Source organism: Flagellimonas sp. 2504JD1-5, from assembly GCF_053618295.1.
Window position 1 is genome coordinate 1,522,769 of record NZ_JBSIOU010000001.1, and the last position, 15,680, is coordinate 1,538,448.

The window sequence follows — 15,680 nt, forward strand, 5'->3', positions numbered from 1 at the left end:
CCTTGCGGGCAGTGTTGACATCCCTGACACGCAGCAGAGCGCTACGATCACCCTTACCCCGATAGACGATTCGGACGTCGAGCTTGACGAGACCGTGACCGTCACCCTTGCCACGGGCACGGGCTATACGGTCGGTGCCCCGAACAGCGCCGATGTCTCGATAAACAGTGATGACAGCGTAATTGTAGAATTCTCCCAAGCTGTTGGTTCTGATGCTGAGAACGTTGGAGGTAACCTTCCAGTACTTTTCATAACAGGCACTGTAAGTTCAGCTACGACGGTAACGGTCACTGATGCAGGAACAGGTAATGCTACTTCCGGGGTAGATTATACATATACTAATCCACAAGTAATTAATATTCCAGCGAATACTTATGATGGAACCCTTGGAACTTCAATAGCAATTCCAACACTCTCTATAAGTGGTGACATTCAAGTAGAAGCCAATGAAACTATCAATTTAACACTTGGTACAGCAACAGGTGATGCAACATTGGGAAGTCAAACAGCAACTACATATACCGTTAATAATGATGATAATGCGGCTGTCACTATAGAAAATGCCAGCGGGAATGAGGATGATGGTGCAATTACCGTCACAGCTACCTTGGACAATCCAGTGGATGGAGGTTTTACAGTTCAGGTTTCAACTGCTGATGATACTGCTACAATTGCAGACAACGATTATGTTGGAATTTTAAATCAAACATTGACATTTGCAGGGACTGCCGGGGAATCTGAAACTTTTGATGTAACCCCAAATGTGGACAGTGTTATTGAAAGTGATGAGGAAGTAACAATAACAATGGGTAATTTGGGCGACACTACCTTGACCATCGATATTTCGGATACCGCTTCGGTAACTTTCAACAATGATGACTCATGCGCAGCTGGTAATGCACCTCCAATTATTGATAATTCAGTAGTTAGGGATTTTTGTGATGCGTTTACCCAGGACCTTGATGACTATAACATTCAATCCATACCTCCAGGGTCAGATTTAAGATGGAGTACAAATTCCGATACAGATAGTACTGGAGATTACTTGTCCACCAGTACCGTTAGTACACCGGGCACGTATTTTGGGTTTTTCTATGATGCCCTTAACGACTGTGCTAGCCAAACATTAAGTGTGACCATAACCCAAAATTTTACACCTTCGGCTGGAAATACCAATAATGTTGCAACATGTAATGACTCCAATGAAGGTGATAGTGTTGTAGACTTGGATGATCAATTGACAGGAGCTGATGCGGGTAACTGGACATTGACAGATGCTCCTGGAGGGGCATCAATAACAATTAATGCCAGCAACATTGTCAACTTTAACGGGCAACCTTTAGGCGATTATACCTTTACATATACCACATCCGGAGCGGTAGCACCCTGCGTTGACCAATCCGTGGATTTGGTTGTAACGGTGCAAGATTGTGCCATTCCATGTAATGCAGGAAACAATGCACCAACCTTGGATGTCAACGAACCAACGGAATTTTGCGATACTGTTTTAGCGGATTTGGATGATTATGTAACAGATATAGCCCCAGCTGGTAGTGTCCTTACATGGAGCACGAATCCTGATCCTTTGGAAACCATTGCACATAGAAATAGTTTAGTAAACGCACCCGGATCTTATTTCGGTTTCTTTTATGATTCCGCCAATAATTGTGCTAGTCCGGTTTTGACCGTTACATTGGAACGTTTTGACACCCCAATAATAGATAGTACTGCCGGAGATACACGATGTGGCGACGGTACATTGACCTTAACCGCCTCGGTAAGTGATGGGAGCTTTTTAAATTGGTATGATGCGCCTACCGGAGGTTCGGTTCTTGGTGCAGGACCATCATTTGAAACACCAATCCTTTCCACTACAACTTCTTTTTACGTGGATGCAACCGCTAATGGTTGTAGCACTGTCAGGATTGAAGTGATAGCTACAGTAAATCAAACCCCATCAACCGGGACTCCAACAAATACAGAGGCTTGTAATGTTGCTGGGAATGGGGGTCCAACCATAATTGATTTGGATACTACGCTTACGGGTGCGGATCCAGGAACTTGGGCGGTTATTACAGACCCATCAGGAGGAACACTATCTATAGGAACAGAGAATAATGTTGATTTTGAAGGTTTGCCGGATGGAAGCTATGTTTTTGAATATACAACCACTAGCGCATCTGCGCCTTGTACCAACAGTACGGTGCAAGTTACCATTTCTGTAAGCGATTGCGTTGTGGATACGGATGGTGATGGACTTACCGATGGAGAGGAAATTGATTTAGGGACAGATCCAAATCTAGCAGATACAGATGGTGATGGGCTAACTGATGGAGAAGAAGTATTGGTCGTAGATGATCCAAATACCACTGCTATTCCTGAAAATGCTACCAATCCGTTGGACTCATGTGATCCCTTCTTAACACCAGCTTGTAACCCAGACCCAATTGATTTGGCGATTACCAAAGAAGTGGATAACAATGCTCCATTGTTGAATAACAACATCAGCTTCACTATCACCCTGGAAAACACAACCATGGATAGGGTGCTAGACGTTGTTGTAACCGATTTGATAGGTGGAACTACAGGATTTGATTATGTTTCACATACCACTTCTAAAGGAATTTACGACCAAACAACAGGAGAGTGGTCTATTGATGAGTTAATTTCAGAAGAAACAATCACACTGGAAATAACGGTGACCGTTTCATCTGCGGGACTACTGCAGAATACTGCTACCATTACTTCATCCTTCCCATTGGATGGGGTCGAATCCAACAATGTGGCCACGGTAGATGTCAACGTAAGTCAGAGTCCGTGTAATGATCCAGGTACCATTTGTAATATATTTTCACCAAATGGCGATGGAATCAATGATACTTTGGTATTTATAGATCCGAATGGGGAGTACACCAATAATACCATAGAAATTTTTGACCGTTATGGAAACAGCGTTTTCCAAATGGACCGATATGACAGTTCATGGGATGGAACAGGAAGCAACGGTGATCTGCCCAAAGGAACATATTTTTATATACTGGATCTTAATGGAGATGGGAGCGAAATAGTTAAAGGCTGGATTCAAATTTTAAGATAAAGCGGAGATGCCAAAAAATAGGGGTTTACATTTTTATAAGAAAATAGTACTGGTGCTTTTAATGGGCCTTACCTTAAATGTTTACGCTCAAAAAGAACCGCAGTATACCCAATACATGTATAATATTGGGAGTTTTAACCCTGCTTATGTGGGAACGGTTGAAAGCCCTGAAATAGCTGGTTTATATAGGGCACAATGGGTGGATATTCCCGGTGCACCGACAACAATCCGTTTTGGTGTCAATATTCCGTTTTCCAATGAAAAAAGCGGATTGGGTCTTAATGTAGTGCAAGATGAACTTGGACCTTCAAAGCAAACCTATGCCAATCTTTCCTATTCTTATTTGGTAAATCTGTCCGATGATACCAAGCTTTCCTTCGGAATGGTGGCGGGAGGTTCATTTCTTAACCTGGATTATTCGGAAGGGACCTTTGTCAACCCATCCGACCCAACCTTGGTAGGTGAAAACCAAAGCAACTTTTATCCAACGGTGGGAGCGGGATTGTTTATGTATGGCGAAGAAGAATGGTACCTTGGGCTTTCAGTACCAAATTTCCTCACCAATGGACTTTATAATGATGAAGTGGCGACCATTGTTGAAGACAATATGCAGTTTAATGCGATTGGAGGATATATTTTTCAGATTTCAGATAGAACCAAATTTAAACCCGCTTTTCTGATAAATTATTTATCAGGGTCACCTGTAAATATAAATTTATCCGCTAACTTTCAGTTTATTGATGCGCTTACCATAGGTGCGTCTTACAGATTTGACAATGCAGTAAGCGGATTGGCAGGCTTTCAGATATCCAATACCATGTTTTTGGGGTATACCTATGACTATAACACAAATGGACTGGGAGAATATTCCGGAGGCAGTCACGAAGCGATATTAAAATTCTATATAGGACGTGAGAGTAGCGGAAATAGAGGTTCACGAAATAAAAACAAGGATAAAAACCAAAAAGGCAAACCCAAACAAATAGATTCCCCAAGATTCTTCTAACATGGCACAAACAAAAAAAATATCCCTCGCACTGTCTTTTTTTATTTTGGGCATCATGCTGTGTTCGGCCCAATCCAAAAGGTCAAAGGGAGACACCTATTTTTTTCAATATGATTACAGAAATGCCATAACAGCCTATGAATCTGATTTGGCCAAAGGAATCTTGACCGAGGAACAATATATTAATCTGGCCGATTGTTATTTTCAGACCAATAATTTTGAGAAAGCGTCCAAGGCCTATATCGAATTATATGAAAAGGATAAATTGGACGATAAGCACCATTTGAACAAAATGTTGCAGAGCATTTCCAAAAGTTCCAAAAAAGAACGAATTGAAGCCTTTTTAACCACCATGTCATCGAAATTCCCCAAAGAATTTTTGGAAAACATGGAGTTCAACACCCAACTTTTGAGTGGGGATACCGATGGACAGAATCTGGATTTCAAGGTTTTCAATCTGAAAACCAATAGTCCACAGCTCGATTTTTCACCCAGTTTTTATGATAACAAACTCCTGTTTTCAAGTGGAAGAATTTTGGGCAAAAAGAAAAATTCACGCTCCGGAGGTTATCTCAACATTTATGAAGCTTCGGTGTCGCAAGACGGTCAAATAACTTCAGCAATTCCCTTTACCGGAATTGCCCACTCCGATTTCCATAAAGCCACGCCAAGCTATTCCAAAGAATTGCAAAGCATATTCTATGTGATGTCGAATACGGAGGACGGTGAACTGTCCTTTGATGAAAATGGGAAAAACGCCCTGGCCATTGCAATGCAGCAAAATGGAGGTCCCCTTCGATTGCTGTTGAAGGATTTGAGCACCTCATTTTATTATCCCTTCTATGATCATCAAAATGGCAAACTCTATTTTTCTGCGAATTTTGATGATGGTTATGGCGGAACGGACATCTATTTTGTGTATACCAACAACGGCCAAATTATGTCCGCCCCCATAAATTTAGGCCCCAGAATCAACTCATCTGGAAATGAAATAGCCCCTTTTATTTTTGAAAACAGCTTCTATTTTTCTTCAGATGTTTTTTATGGACTTGGAGGAATGGATATCTATAAATCCAATATCGAAGGAGATAATTTCAGTATTCCGGTGAACCTGGGAAAAGGGATCAACTCATCTGATGACGATTTTGGATTGGTCATGCGAAATGAAGGCGATGGACTTTTGGGCTATTTTGCATCAAATAGACCGGGTGGTAAAGGTCAGGACGATATCTATGGTTTCAAGGTTGACCAAAAACCAGGACTTAGAACACTTGCCCTTAAGGGCAAAGTGGTAAAGTTGAACAAAAAGTCGGATGTTATACCTAAAACGGCAGTACGACTTTGGGATGTGGATGGCACCCTCTTAGCCGAAACATATTCCGATGATGATGGGAATTACCGTTTGGAAATACCGTGGAAAAACCAGGTGATTTTGGAAGCGGGCAAGAAACGCTTTTCAACCCTTAACAAGCAACTTGGAGAAGAAGAGATGACTCAAATAGGAAGCTCAGATTACGATATAGAAATAGCTTCCTATGACGATTTAGTGGAAGAAAAGGAGGGGCAAATGGTGGTGAAGATGAAAAATTTCTTCTTTGGAAGAAGTTCAACACGACTTACCCCTGAGATTGAAACCGAATTGGATAAAGCAGTTGCATTTGTACGGGAATTTCCAATGGTACAATTACGTATTGAAACGTATACGGACAGTAGGGGAGGCAGTAGCACCAATTTTAGGCTTACCCAAAGTCGATCGAATGCCATTAAGGCTTATTTGATAAGTAAAGGCGTACCATCCACCAATATTCTTTACTCCATTGGTTATGGAGAAGAGAAAATCCTGAACAATTGCAAAAATGGCGTCTATTGCCTGGAGATGCTTCACAAACAAAACCAACGGTCATTGATTGTTGTGCTTAACGATAATGTGCTATTCAATTGATCAGATAAGCAGCATCCAGCAATAATATAGCGCGAAAAGCGCAAGGAAAATCATTCCAATATAGGTAAGCCATTGTAATCGCCTTTTAGGCCGATATTCCATGGGCATATCGTTGCTCATTACCGTTTTCAGGTTCATCCACCCGATTAATGGAGCCATTACAAATGAAACAAAGGTGGCAAGTGCCACTAAATTGCCCATATTGGCGCCAAAGCCAACAATCACAATCCAATTTATAATGGCCATGAGAATAACGGTGATTGGAAAAGCTTGTTTGCTCGAAAAAGAGGTGGTTTTTGGAAAAAGTTTCTGAAGCACATCCAAACTTACCCTTGATACTGCATCATGAGCCGTCATGCAGGTACTGAACATGGTTGCAAAAGCGGCAACTGCAATTAGAAAATAGGCCCAGTTTCCAATATGGGAAGTAAATAGACTTACCACTTGGTCAGCAAAGACAACTGCACTACCACTCAACTCTGTGCCCGTTCCATAAAGGGTCATCCAACCAATAATCAAAAAGAAAATAGCCAAGAGCGCGGTTAAAAAATAACCTAAACCGAATTCTTCAAGGGCTTCCTTCAAAGATGGCTTTTCTTTCATCGTTTTCATATTCTCCATACTCCACAGACTAACCCACCCTGAGGCCTCCACGGCTGTGGGCATCCATCCCATAAGGCTGATCAAAAAAAGAATGCCAACTTCGTTAAAAATTTCAGGTCTTTGGTACGTTTCTGCTCCAGGGACACCTCCCTTGTTGAGCACAACGACCGTGGTAATGATCAATGCCACAAACAAAATGGAAATGACCGCCTTTAGTGAATTTTCCAGAAATCGATACTTTCCAATAATCAACAGGGCTCCGATAAAAACAAACAGACAAAGGGCAACCATGCCTATACTGACATTGGTAATGCTGAAAAGATTCATCAAAAGACCGGCGGTAACTACATAAAGAGCCGCCAATAAAGTGAAAATGGAAACGATGGTCACAAGAGCATAGATCCACAAATATTTTTTACCAAGATTAAGATAGCCCTGGATCAAGCTCTTTTCGGTAACTGTGGTATACCGAATGCCAAACTCAAAAAAAGGGTATTTTAAGATATTGGCCAATGCAATGGGAATTACCATAACCCACCCGTATTGTGCCCCCGCCTTTGTTGAAAGTACTAAATGCGAAGTTCCTATGGCCATACTGGCAAATAATAATCCAGGGCCGAGGTTTTTTAGTAGAATCTTAAGTTTTGACATGAAAGCAGAAAGTACGTCTGACTAAAATAGTATATTTATGTAACTCCATAAAAAGCGTTTTAACCAAAGCCTACTTAATTACATTTTCATGAAACTATTTTTAAAGCTTCTCAAAGGTCTTTTTTTGATTATAGCAATTATTGTTGCCATTTATTTTCTAGGTCCAAAAGTAGACCAACCGAATTTGGACAAGACACTGCCCGAAGTGACATCGGATTTAGTGCAGTTGGAAAAATGGATAAATCAAAAAGAAGATGACATACCCAATATCAAACCTGCAAATGAATCCCGTATTGTTTGGTTTGACAGCATTCCGGAAAAGACGGAGTACAGCATTGTCTATATCCATGGATGGTCTGCCAGTAGCAAAGAAGGAGATCCAATTCATTTACAAACAGCAAAGCGCTATGGCTGTAATTTGTATTTGCCCCGTTTGGCCGGACATGGATTGGATGAAAAAGAAGGTATGTTGACTTTAACCGCCGATCAAGTATTGAATTCTGCGAAAGAAGCCATAGCAATCGCGAAACAATTGGGAAATAAAGTAATTATAATGGCAACGTCTACGGGAGGTACTTTGGCGCTTCATCTAGCTGGAGGTGATAAGGATATTGCCGGAATCCTATTGTATTCCCCAAATATTGAAATCTACGATCAAAGTGCAAAATTACTGACGGGACCATGGGGGATTCAATTGGCCAAAGCAGTCAAGAAGAGTGATTATTATGAGTTTGAAGCCACAGAGGAAAAGAAAAAATATTGGACAACAAAATACAGAATGGAAGCCTTGACGCAGCTTCAAGCTTTGGTTGATCATACCATGGTTCCAAAAACCTTTCAGCAAGTAAGCCAGCCTACTTTCTTAGGGTATTTTTATAAAAATGATTCCATTCAAGATAAAGTAGTTTCCGTTCCGGCCATGCTAAAAATGTATAATGAACTGGGCACTGAGTCTGACTTAAAAAGAAAAATGGCCTTTCCCGAAACAGCTGATCATGTGATGACAAGTTCCATAACTTCAAAAGATTTGGAATCTGTGCAAAAGGAAACAGAAGAATTTTTAGAAGAAGTTATGGGGCTAGAACCAATTCATATTGATTCGGAATTGGTTGCTCAAAAATAAACACAATTTAGACTCAACTACTGGTCTTATTTTTAATAGAAGTTCGCTCTCCTGCTATGATCCATTTTCCATTTATTTTAAAGCAGATAAAGAAGGAAGTTGTGAATTTATCAGGAGAATCTACTCGAACAATAGCCAATTTTCCATGATATAAATCTGTTGACAGGAGTTGGGTATGATTGATGTCCTGCAAAGGTGGATCAAGGTTTTTTAGCAGATCATTCTTCTGGATGATATCCATATTGTTTCCGTTATCAATGATTTTCTTATCCCAATTTTGATGCAATAGTTTGTTCAAAGCGTCACGATCTAAATTGCTGATAGCCTCAAAATACTGAGTGACCAATTGGTTGACACTAACATAATCCGAAGCACGATTTTGATTGGAATTTGATTTTTCCATTGTAGCCCATAACTTATCCATTAGCATCCATTCTCCGTTTAATTTGTAAAGGAAAAAGCTTGTGGTACTCTTTTTATTTATGCGGACAAAGGCGATATTATCATTGGCAAATCCAACGGATGCAAACTCTCTAAATTTGGCATAGCCAGGATATGGTCCATGATCATGGACCCGCTTTATGAATTTTTGCTTGTTTTCCACGTTAAGTGTGATTTCATCGGGAGTGTCCGTATCCCTCATAAACCAGTTGGAGTGAAACACTTCTTGGAGCAGATTAAGCTTCGCATACTCCACACCCTTATAATATTTGGACATTACCGAATAAATTGCTGACAGATTTTCGGAATGTTGGTTCAACTTAGCTTCGTCAAAAATATAGGCTGATTGCATGGTTTGGTTTTCACCTTGGGAAAACCCGAAAGACGTTACCAGAACAAAAAGGAAAAGCAATACCTCTTTTTTGAATTTATGCAATAATGAATGTAGTGATCTAATCATTTTTTTTGGTTTTAGGAGCATATTCGCTCTGGTAGAGCTTTTCAATAAACTTTGCACTTGTCTCCCAATTTTTTTGGAGTAGGGAGGTTGTTTTTTTTATGTTTTTGTCTATTAAAGCTTGGAGTATGGAATAATGGGCTTCAACGGATTTTTGATGGTTTTTGGAATTTTCCATATACTTTAATTCGTAGAAGAAGACGCGAACCTTAAGATCATTCAAAATATTATGGATTACTTCATTTTCGTAGCTACAGGTTAGCGAATTATGAAATTGAAGGTCCAAACGAACTGCGTCTTCCCGAGTGGGAGCTTTTTCGAATTCAGATTGAATGGATGCAAGGGTGGTAATTTGGGAATAACTTATTTGGGATTGCTCTATTGCCAATTTCTCAAGTGCGTAAATGGCCGGATAAATACTTTTGGCTTCTTTTGAACTCAATTGGGGGATGTAAAACCCTCGATTGGAAATATTTCTAACGATTCCGGTTCGGACCAATTGAACCAAAGCCTCACGAATTGGGGTAACACTTACTTCAATATCTCTGGAGAGTTCCGCCAAAGAAAGCTTTTGACCACTTTTTATTTTACCGTTTAGCATTTGCTCCTGCAACCAATGACTTATCTGATCACGTAAGCTTATAGTTCCAATCATAAGGTCAATTTAGTATATAATATACGATTTAACATTTTAAAATAAAGAAAAAACCTCCATAATAGCAAATTTTTATTTGGTTTTAGCCATTTAAGGCAGTACGAATGTCTAACAGCTCAATATCAAAACACCCCTAAAAGGCATACTTTTTTGAAAAAAGCTAATAAAATGTTTGTTATGCTCACGTGAGCATTCTATATTTGAGTATCCAAAGCCTAAAATGAAAGATTCCATTACCATTAAAGATGTTGCTCGTGAATTGGGTATCCACCATGTTACGGTTTCCCGTGCATTAAGGGATACGGGGTCGGTAAAGGAAGAAACGCGGGATTTAATTAAAAAGAAGGCCAATGAGTTGGGATATAAACCAAATCGCTTGGCCCGCGATTTTAGAAATAAACGGAGCAATGTTTTGGCTGTGGTGGTTCCAGATTTGCGTCCCTACTTTTTTGCAAAATTTGTCTCTGATTTTATGGAAGTTGCCAAAGAACAAGGGTATTCCGTTATGATTTTTCAATCAGGAGAAAAACCTGGTATCGAAAAGGATATTATTGACTCCCTTATTGGATATAGAGTTGCAGGAGTTGTGGCGTCTGTGACCAAGGATACGGTTAAAGAAAGTCATTTTGATATACTGAGGGAAGAAAATATTCCATATGTGTTTTTTGATAGAGCACCTCAACAAACAGAAGCATCTCAAGTTTTGGTGAATAACTTTAAAGGAGCTTATGATGCCGTAACTGCTATGATAAAGTCGGGAAAACATCGCATCGCCTATATCTCAACCCAATATAGACATCAAATATTCCGAGATCGTTTGGAAGGCTATAAACAAGCTCTAAAAGACAATAATCTTCCTTTTTCCAAAGAAATGGTAGTTGAGGGAGGTTTCTTTATGAAGGATGGCTTTGATCATGCCAAAAAACTTATGGAATTAAAAGAAAAACCCGATGGCATATTGGCTGTTAGGGATGAAATTGGAATAGGGGTGATTAAATATTTGAAAAAAGCTGGACTTGGAGTTCCTGATGATGTCGCGGTAATAGGATTTGATAATGATCCCATGGGAGTCGCTTGCGAACCTGAATTAACAACGGTCCAGCAATCCATTCCGTCTATGGTTGCTAGCTCGTTTGAATTGTTGCTGACTCAAATAAAAACGACCACTTTAAGTTGCGAAAAGAAGATTATTGAACCTAAGATTATATATCGAGGCTCTGTTTAGTTTATAGGAGTTAAATGGAGATGAGAATTTTAACCAATTGGCACAAAGAATTTTATAACTTGACTATTATGTTCAAATGCACGGATGTTATAAGAAAAACAAGAGAGGTAGGGCTGCTTTGTTTCCTGTCATTCCTGCTGTTTTCTTGTGGTAACTCCGATACTGCCTATGAGCCGCTCCCTAAAACAGTGGATTTTAATTTCCATATTCGCCCCATTTTGGTGCAAAACTGCTATTTATGCCATGGTCCGGACCCAAGTAGTCGAAAAGCTGAACTTAGATTGGATACCTACGAAGGAGCTACCGCCGCACTCAAGGAAGGAGGTTTTGCCGTGGTACCGGGAAAACCAGGCAAAAGTCAACTGATCTTTCGGGTCAATCATGAGCACGAAGATAAAATGATGCCCCCTCCTGAAACCAATAGCAAGCTTACACAAAGAGAAAAAGATCTTTTGGAAAAATGGATCAAGCAAGGAGCAGAATGGAAACCCCATTGGTCGTTTATAAAGCCCGAGATATCCGAAGAAGATCAAACTAAGGATATTGATCAATTTGTAGATCGCCTGCTGGAGCAAAAAGGACTGGTAAAGGCATCAAAGGCGAACAAAAATACGCTCATTCGAAGAGTTTCATACTTGTTGACCGGACTTCCGCCATCTCCCAAAGAGGTTGAGGACTATATTTTGGATTCCTCAGAAAATGCTTATGAGAAAATGGTGGATTATTATTTAAACTCACCGACTTATGGAGAACGATGGGCCCGACATTGGATGGATTTAGTACGCTACGCCGAAACAAAGGGACACGAATTTGATTATGCCATTACAGGTGCATGGAAGTATCGCGATTACCTTATCAGGGCTTTTAACAATGATGTGCCTTATGACCAACTCTTAAAAGAACATTTGGCGGGAGATCTTTTAGACGAAAAGCGTTATGATGACGAAACCGGGGTGTTGGAGTCCCAGCTTGCAACAGCATTTTATGCAATGGGAGAAGGGACCCATAGCCCTGTTGACATTAAGCAGGATGAAGCCAATCGTATCGACAACATGATTGATGTTACCACCAAAACCTTTCAAGGTTTAACTGTTTCCTGTGCCAAATGCCATGATCATAAATTTGACCCTATTACAGCTGCCGATTATTACGCAATGTATGGTGTTATGGAAAGCACACGTTTTACACCTTTGGATGCTGACCAATCGATTTCAAAAGAGGCAACCGCAAAAGAGATACAAGATATTCAGAGCTATATAAAAACTATTGTTTCCGAAAAACTTTCAACAAACCAAGTAAACAGATCAGCTTTTAACCCAAGAACAGACCAAAAGTTGAATTCCAAATTTATTAAAATAGGAGATTTCCGCAATGATGATTTTGATGGCTGGACAACCACAGGTCTGGCTTTTGGCGATGCAACAACCTTAGGGAATCCTGTTTTAGCAAGCCCCTCCGGAAGATTAATGTCGTTGGAAGAAGGAAGGGCATCAAGTAAGATATTTGGGCCCGGTGTTTTGGGTACGCTCCGATCACCCGATTTTATTTTGAATTCAAATTTTATCGGAGTACGTGCCAAGGGTGAGCACAGTACAATCCGGATAATCATCGATAATTTCCAATTGATACAATGGCCTATTTATGGGGGACTTACCCAATCGGTAAGCAGTTCAGGATGGAAGAATTACAAGTTTGATATTGAATCATGGAAGGGACATAAAGCCTATATTGAAATACTTCCAGGGGGATATGACCAACATAATTTTAAGGTGCCTTCCGATGCCTTTATCGAAGCTCAATATGCAATATCCTTTGATTCAGAATGGCCAGAAGAAGCAAATATTTTGACTGATGAGAGGTCTTCTGAAGGTTTTTCCAGTAGTAAAATAAAAGCACTCAATGCCAATATCAAAAATGGAGCGGTTCATTTTCAGTTCCCAGAATTGATTACAGCCATTGATAGCAGTAAAAAGACCTCCAAATCTTTAAAGGGAGGCTCGGTTATCTATGGAGTTTCCGATGGTTCCGCTACCGATAGTCCGGTATTCATTCGCGGTAGATACCAAGAGCCCTCAGAAGAAAACGTCCCAAGAAGATTTTTATCAACACTTCCAATGGGGAATGTACCTTTTGAATCCAGAGGAAGTGGTAGATTGGAACTGGCGGAAGCTATGCTTCACCAAGAAAACCCACTCACCGCTAGGGTAATGGTCAACCGTATTTGGCACCATCTTTTTGGAAAAGGTATTGTTGAAACTGTGGATAATTTTGGACTACAGGGAAAATTACCTTCACATCCAGAATTATTGGATCATTTAGCCATAAAATTTCAAAACGAAGGTTGGTCCATCAAAAAGACGATCAAATACATTGTTACTTCGGAAACCTTTAAAAGGAGTACCTCAAACAACTTAGAACCCTCGGATAAGGATCCGAACAATATATTTTTGGCTTCGTTCCCAATTAAACGGTTGGAATCAGAGGCCATTCGAGACGGAATTCTTGTCGCTTCGGAAAGTCTTGATACCGAACTTTATGGACCTCCAATCCCTACATATCTTACGGAATTTATGGGAGGTAGAGGAAAACCTGAGGAGTCTGGACCATTAGATGGTGCAGGTCGTAGAAGTATTTACCAAGAAGTAAGACGAAACTTTTTGGAACCCATGATGACAACCTTTGATCGCCCCATTCCATTTACCACATTTGGCCGACGAGATGTGACCAATGTACCCGCACAATCCCTAATTCTAATGAACGATCCTTTTGTGATTGCGCAATCTAAAATTATGGCCGAAAAACTGCTGACTCAAAAGAATTTGTCGTTCAAAGAAAAGGTGGAATGGATCTATATGCGAACCTTTTCCCGAAAACCAACTGAAAAAGAAATTGACAATGCTTCCAAATTTATAGCAACCATTGAAGCGATGAAAAATACAGAAGACTTTGAGGGTAACAAGGATTTGGAGATATGGAAGGAGTATTGCCACAGCATTTTTAACCTAAAAGAATTTATATACCTGATCTAATGAGCAAGTACCATAATTTTATGCAAAGACCCCTTTCACGTCGTGAAATGCTGACCATATGTAAAGGAGGGTTTGGTTCGCTCGCTTTTATGAGTCTATTTGGTATCACCACCCTTTCTTGTGGTCGCTCAAAAGGAGGTGTGATTGAAACAGGGTCAAACCTACAATTGGGCCCTCACCATATGCCAAAAGCAAAAAATGTGATTTTTCTTTATATGGATGGTGGTGTTTCCCAGGTAGATTCTTTTGATCCCAAACCGAGACTTGCCAAAGAAAACGGACAAGACCCCAGAAAAAAATTCAAGGTAGATGCCACCCAGTTTGACAATGTGGGTAAAATTTTGAAGAGCCCATGGGATTTTAAGCAATATGGCGAATGTGGTATGCCGGTGAGTGATTTGTTTCCGCATATAGCCACTTGCGTGGATGATATTGCTTTGATAAGGTCGATGACTTCCCAATTTCCAGAACACACCAATGCCAATTACTTTTTGCACACCGGAAGTGGTCTTCAGGGAAGACCAAGCATGGGATCTTGGATGACCTATGGTTTGGGAAGCGAAAACAAGAATATTCCAGGTTATGTGGTGTTGGATGGTGGATTGATACCACCAGGTGGACTTGATAATTTTAAAAACGGATTTTTACCCGCATCCTATCAAGCATCAATACTTAGGGCTGGCCCTCAACCTGTTGCCAATATCATCCCAAAAGAAAATATTCCAAATCTGCAGGAGCATAAACTGGATTTCATCAAACAACTAGATGATAAACAACTGGATGCCCTTGGAGAGGCTGATGCCATAGAGTCTGCTATTTCCAATTATGAATTGGCCTATAAAATGCAGTCATCTATCCCTGAACTTACCGAATTCAAGGAAGAAACTGCGGCAACGAAGAAATTATATGGTTTTGATTCCGATGATCCTCATACCAGGGGATATGCCGCCCAATGTCTGTTGGCACGCAGATTAGTGGAAAGAGGAGTCAGATTTATTGAATTAACATGTCCCAAAGTAAGTGCGGACCGTTGGGATCAGCATGGAAATCTAAAAGATGGTCATGAGAAGAATGCCCACGCAGTGGATCAACCTATTGCAGGTCTGATCAAAGATTTAAAATCTCGAGGGCTCCTTGAGGAAACTTTGGTGGTTTGGACCGGTGAGTTTGGAAGAACTCCTTTTGCCCAAGGATTGGATGGCCGGGACCATAACCCTTCAGCATTTAGCATGTGGATGGCGGGTGCTGGAATTAAAGGAGGGACCATTTTTGGTAGAACCGATGACTATGGATATCGAGTCATCGAAAACGAAGTTACGGTGCACGATCTGCATGCAACCATAATGCACTTAATGGGCATAAATCATGAACGTCTCACCTTTCGATTTGGAGGTCGGGATATGCGATTGACGGATGTACATGGACACATAATCAAGGATGTTTTAGCCTAA

The 15,680-nt window shown here is 40.4% G+C and carries 10 protein-coding genes; 7 read left to right on the forward strand and 3 right to left on the reverse strand.

What is annotated here, in order from left to right:
- From ACULLG_RS06770 to ACULLG_RS06780, 3 genes are all read left to right on the forward strand, one after another.
- The coding region (locus ACULLG_RS06770; protein WP_452126010.1) for a T9SS type B sorting domain-containing protein at positions 1-3,097 on the forward strand (3,097 nt) is incomplete at its 5' end.
- Positions 3,098-3,104: 7 nt separating this feature from the next.
- Positions 3,105-4,103: a PorP/SprF family type IX secretion system membrane protein gene (locus tag ACULLG_RS06775; RefSeq protein WP_452126011.1), complete on the forward strand. Its 999-nt coding sequence runs from the start codon at positions 3,105-3,107 to the stop codon at positions 4,101-4,103.
- A 1-nt stretch (position 4,104) separates the two neighbouring features.
- Positions 4,105-6,045: an OmpA family protein gene (locus ACULLG_RS06780; protein WP_452126012.1), complete on the forward strand. Its 1,941-nt coding sequence runs from the start codon at positions 4,105-4,107 to the stop codon at positions 6,043-6,045.
- On the opposite strand, the gene ACULLG_RS06785 is transcribed toward ACULLG_RS06780, so the two are convergent.
- Positions 6,046-7,299: an NRAMP family divalent metal transporter gene (locus tag ACULLG_RS06785; protein ID WP_452126013.1), complete on the reverse strand. Its 1,254-nt coding sequence runs from the start codon at positions 7,297-7,299 to the stop codon at positions 6,046-6,048.
- A gap of 88 nt (positions 7,300-7,387) precedes the next feature.
- Here ACULLG_RS06785 and ACULLG_RS06790 point away from each other — a divergent pair, with 88 nt between their 5' ends.
- Positions 7,388-8,422 (forward strand): alpha/beta hydrolase, encoded by a 1,035-nt coding sequence (locus ACULLG_RS06790; protein ID WP_452126014.1) that lies wholly within the window; start codon positions 7,388-7,390, stop codon positions 8,420-8,422.
- Positions 8,423-8,435: 13 nt separating this feature from the next.
- Here ACULLG_RS06790 and ACULLG_RS06795 read toward each other — a convergent pair whose 3' ends face one another.
- Both ACULLG_RS06795 and ACULLG_RS06800 read right to left on the reverse strand, forming a co-directional pair.
- Positions 8,436-9,323: a nuclear transport factor 2 family protein gene (locus ACULLG_RS06795; protein ID WP_452126015.1), complete on the reverse strand. Its 888-nt coding sequence runs from the start codon at positions 9,321-9,323 to the stop codon at positions 8,436-8,438.
- Positions 9,316-9,975, reverse strand: a complete 660-nt coding sequence (locus tag ACULLG_RS06800) for a GntR family transcriptional regulator (protein ID WP_452126016.1) — start codon at positions 9,973-9,975, stop codon at positions 9,316-9,318. The genes ACULLG_RS06795 and ACULLG_RS06800 overlap by 8 nt, the downstream gene beginning before the upstream one ends.
- A gap of 220 nt (positions 9,976-10,195) precedes the next feature.
- Here ACULLG_RS06800 and ACULLG_RS06805 point away from each other — a divergent pair, with 220 nt between their 5' ends.
- From ACULLG_RS06805 to ACULLG_RS06815, 3 genes are read left to right on the forward strand one after another with little or no spacing between them, the layout of a single operon-like run.
- Positions 10,196-11,200 carry a LacI family DNA-binding transcriptional regulator gene (locus ACULLG_RS06805; RefSeq protein WP_452126017.1) on the forward strand — a complete coding sequence of 335 codons (1,005 nt, stop codon included), beginning with the start codon at positions 10,196-10,198 and terminating at the stop codon, positions 11,198-11,200.
- 14 nt (positions 11,201-11,214) lie between these two features.
- Positions 11,215-14,229 (forward strand): PSD1 and planctomycete cytochrome C domain-containing protein, encoded by a 3,015-nt coding sequence (locus tag ACULLG_RS06810; RefSeq protein WP_452126018.1) that lies wholly within the window; start codon positions 11,215-11,217, stop codon positions 14,227-14,229.
- The gene (locus ACULLG_RS06815; protein ID WP_452126019.1) at positions 14,229-15,680 is read left to right on the forward strand and encodes a DUF1501 domain-containing protein; all 1,452 of its coding nucleotides are present in this window, start codon (positions 14,229-14,231) and stop codon (positions 15,678-15,680) included. The genes ACULLG_RS06810 and ACULLG_RS06815 overlap by 1 nt, the downstream gene beginning before the upstream one ends.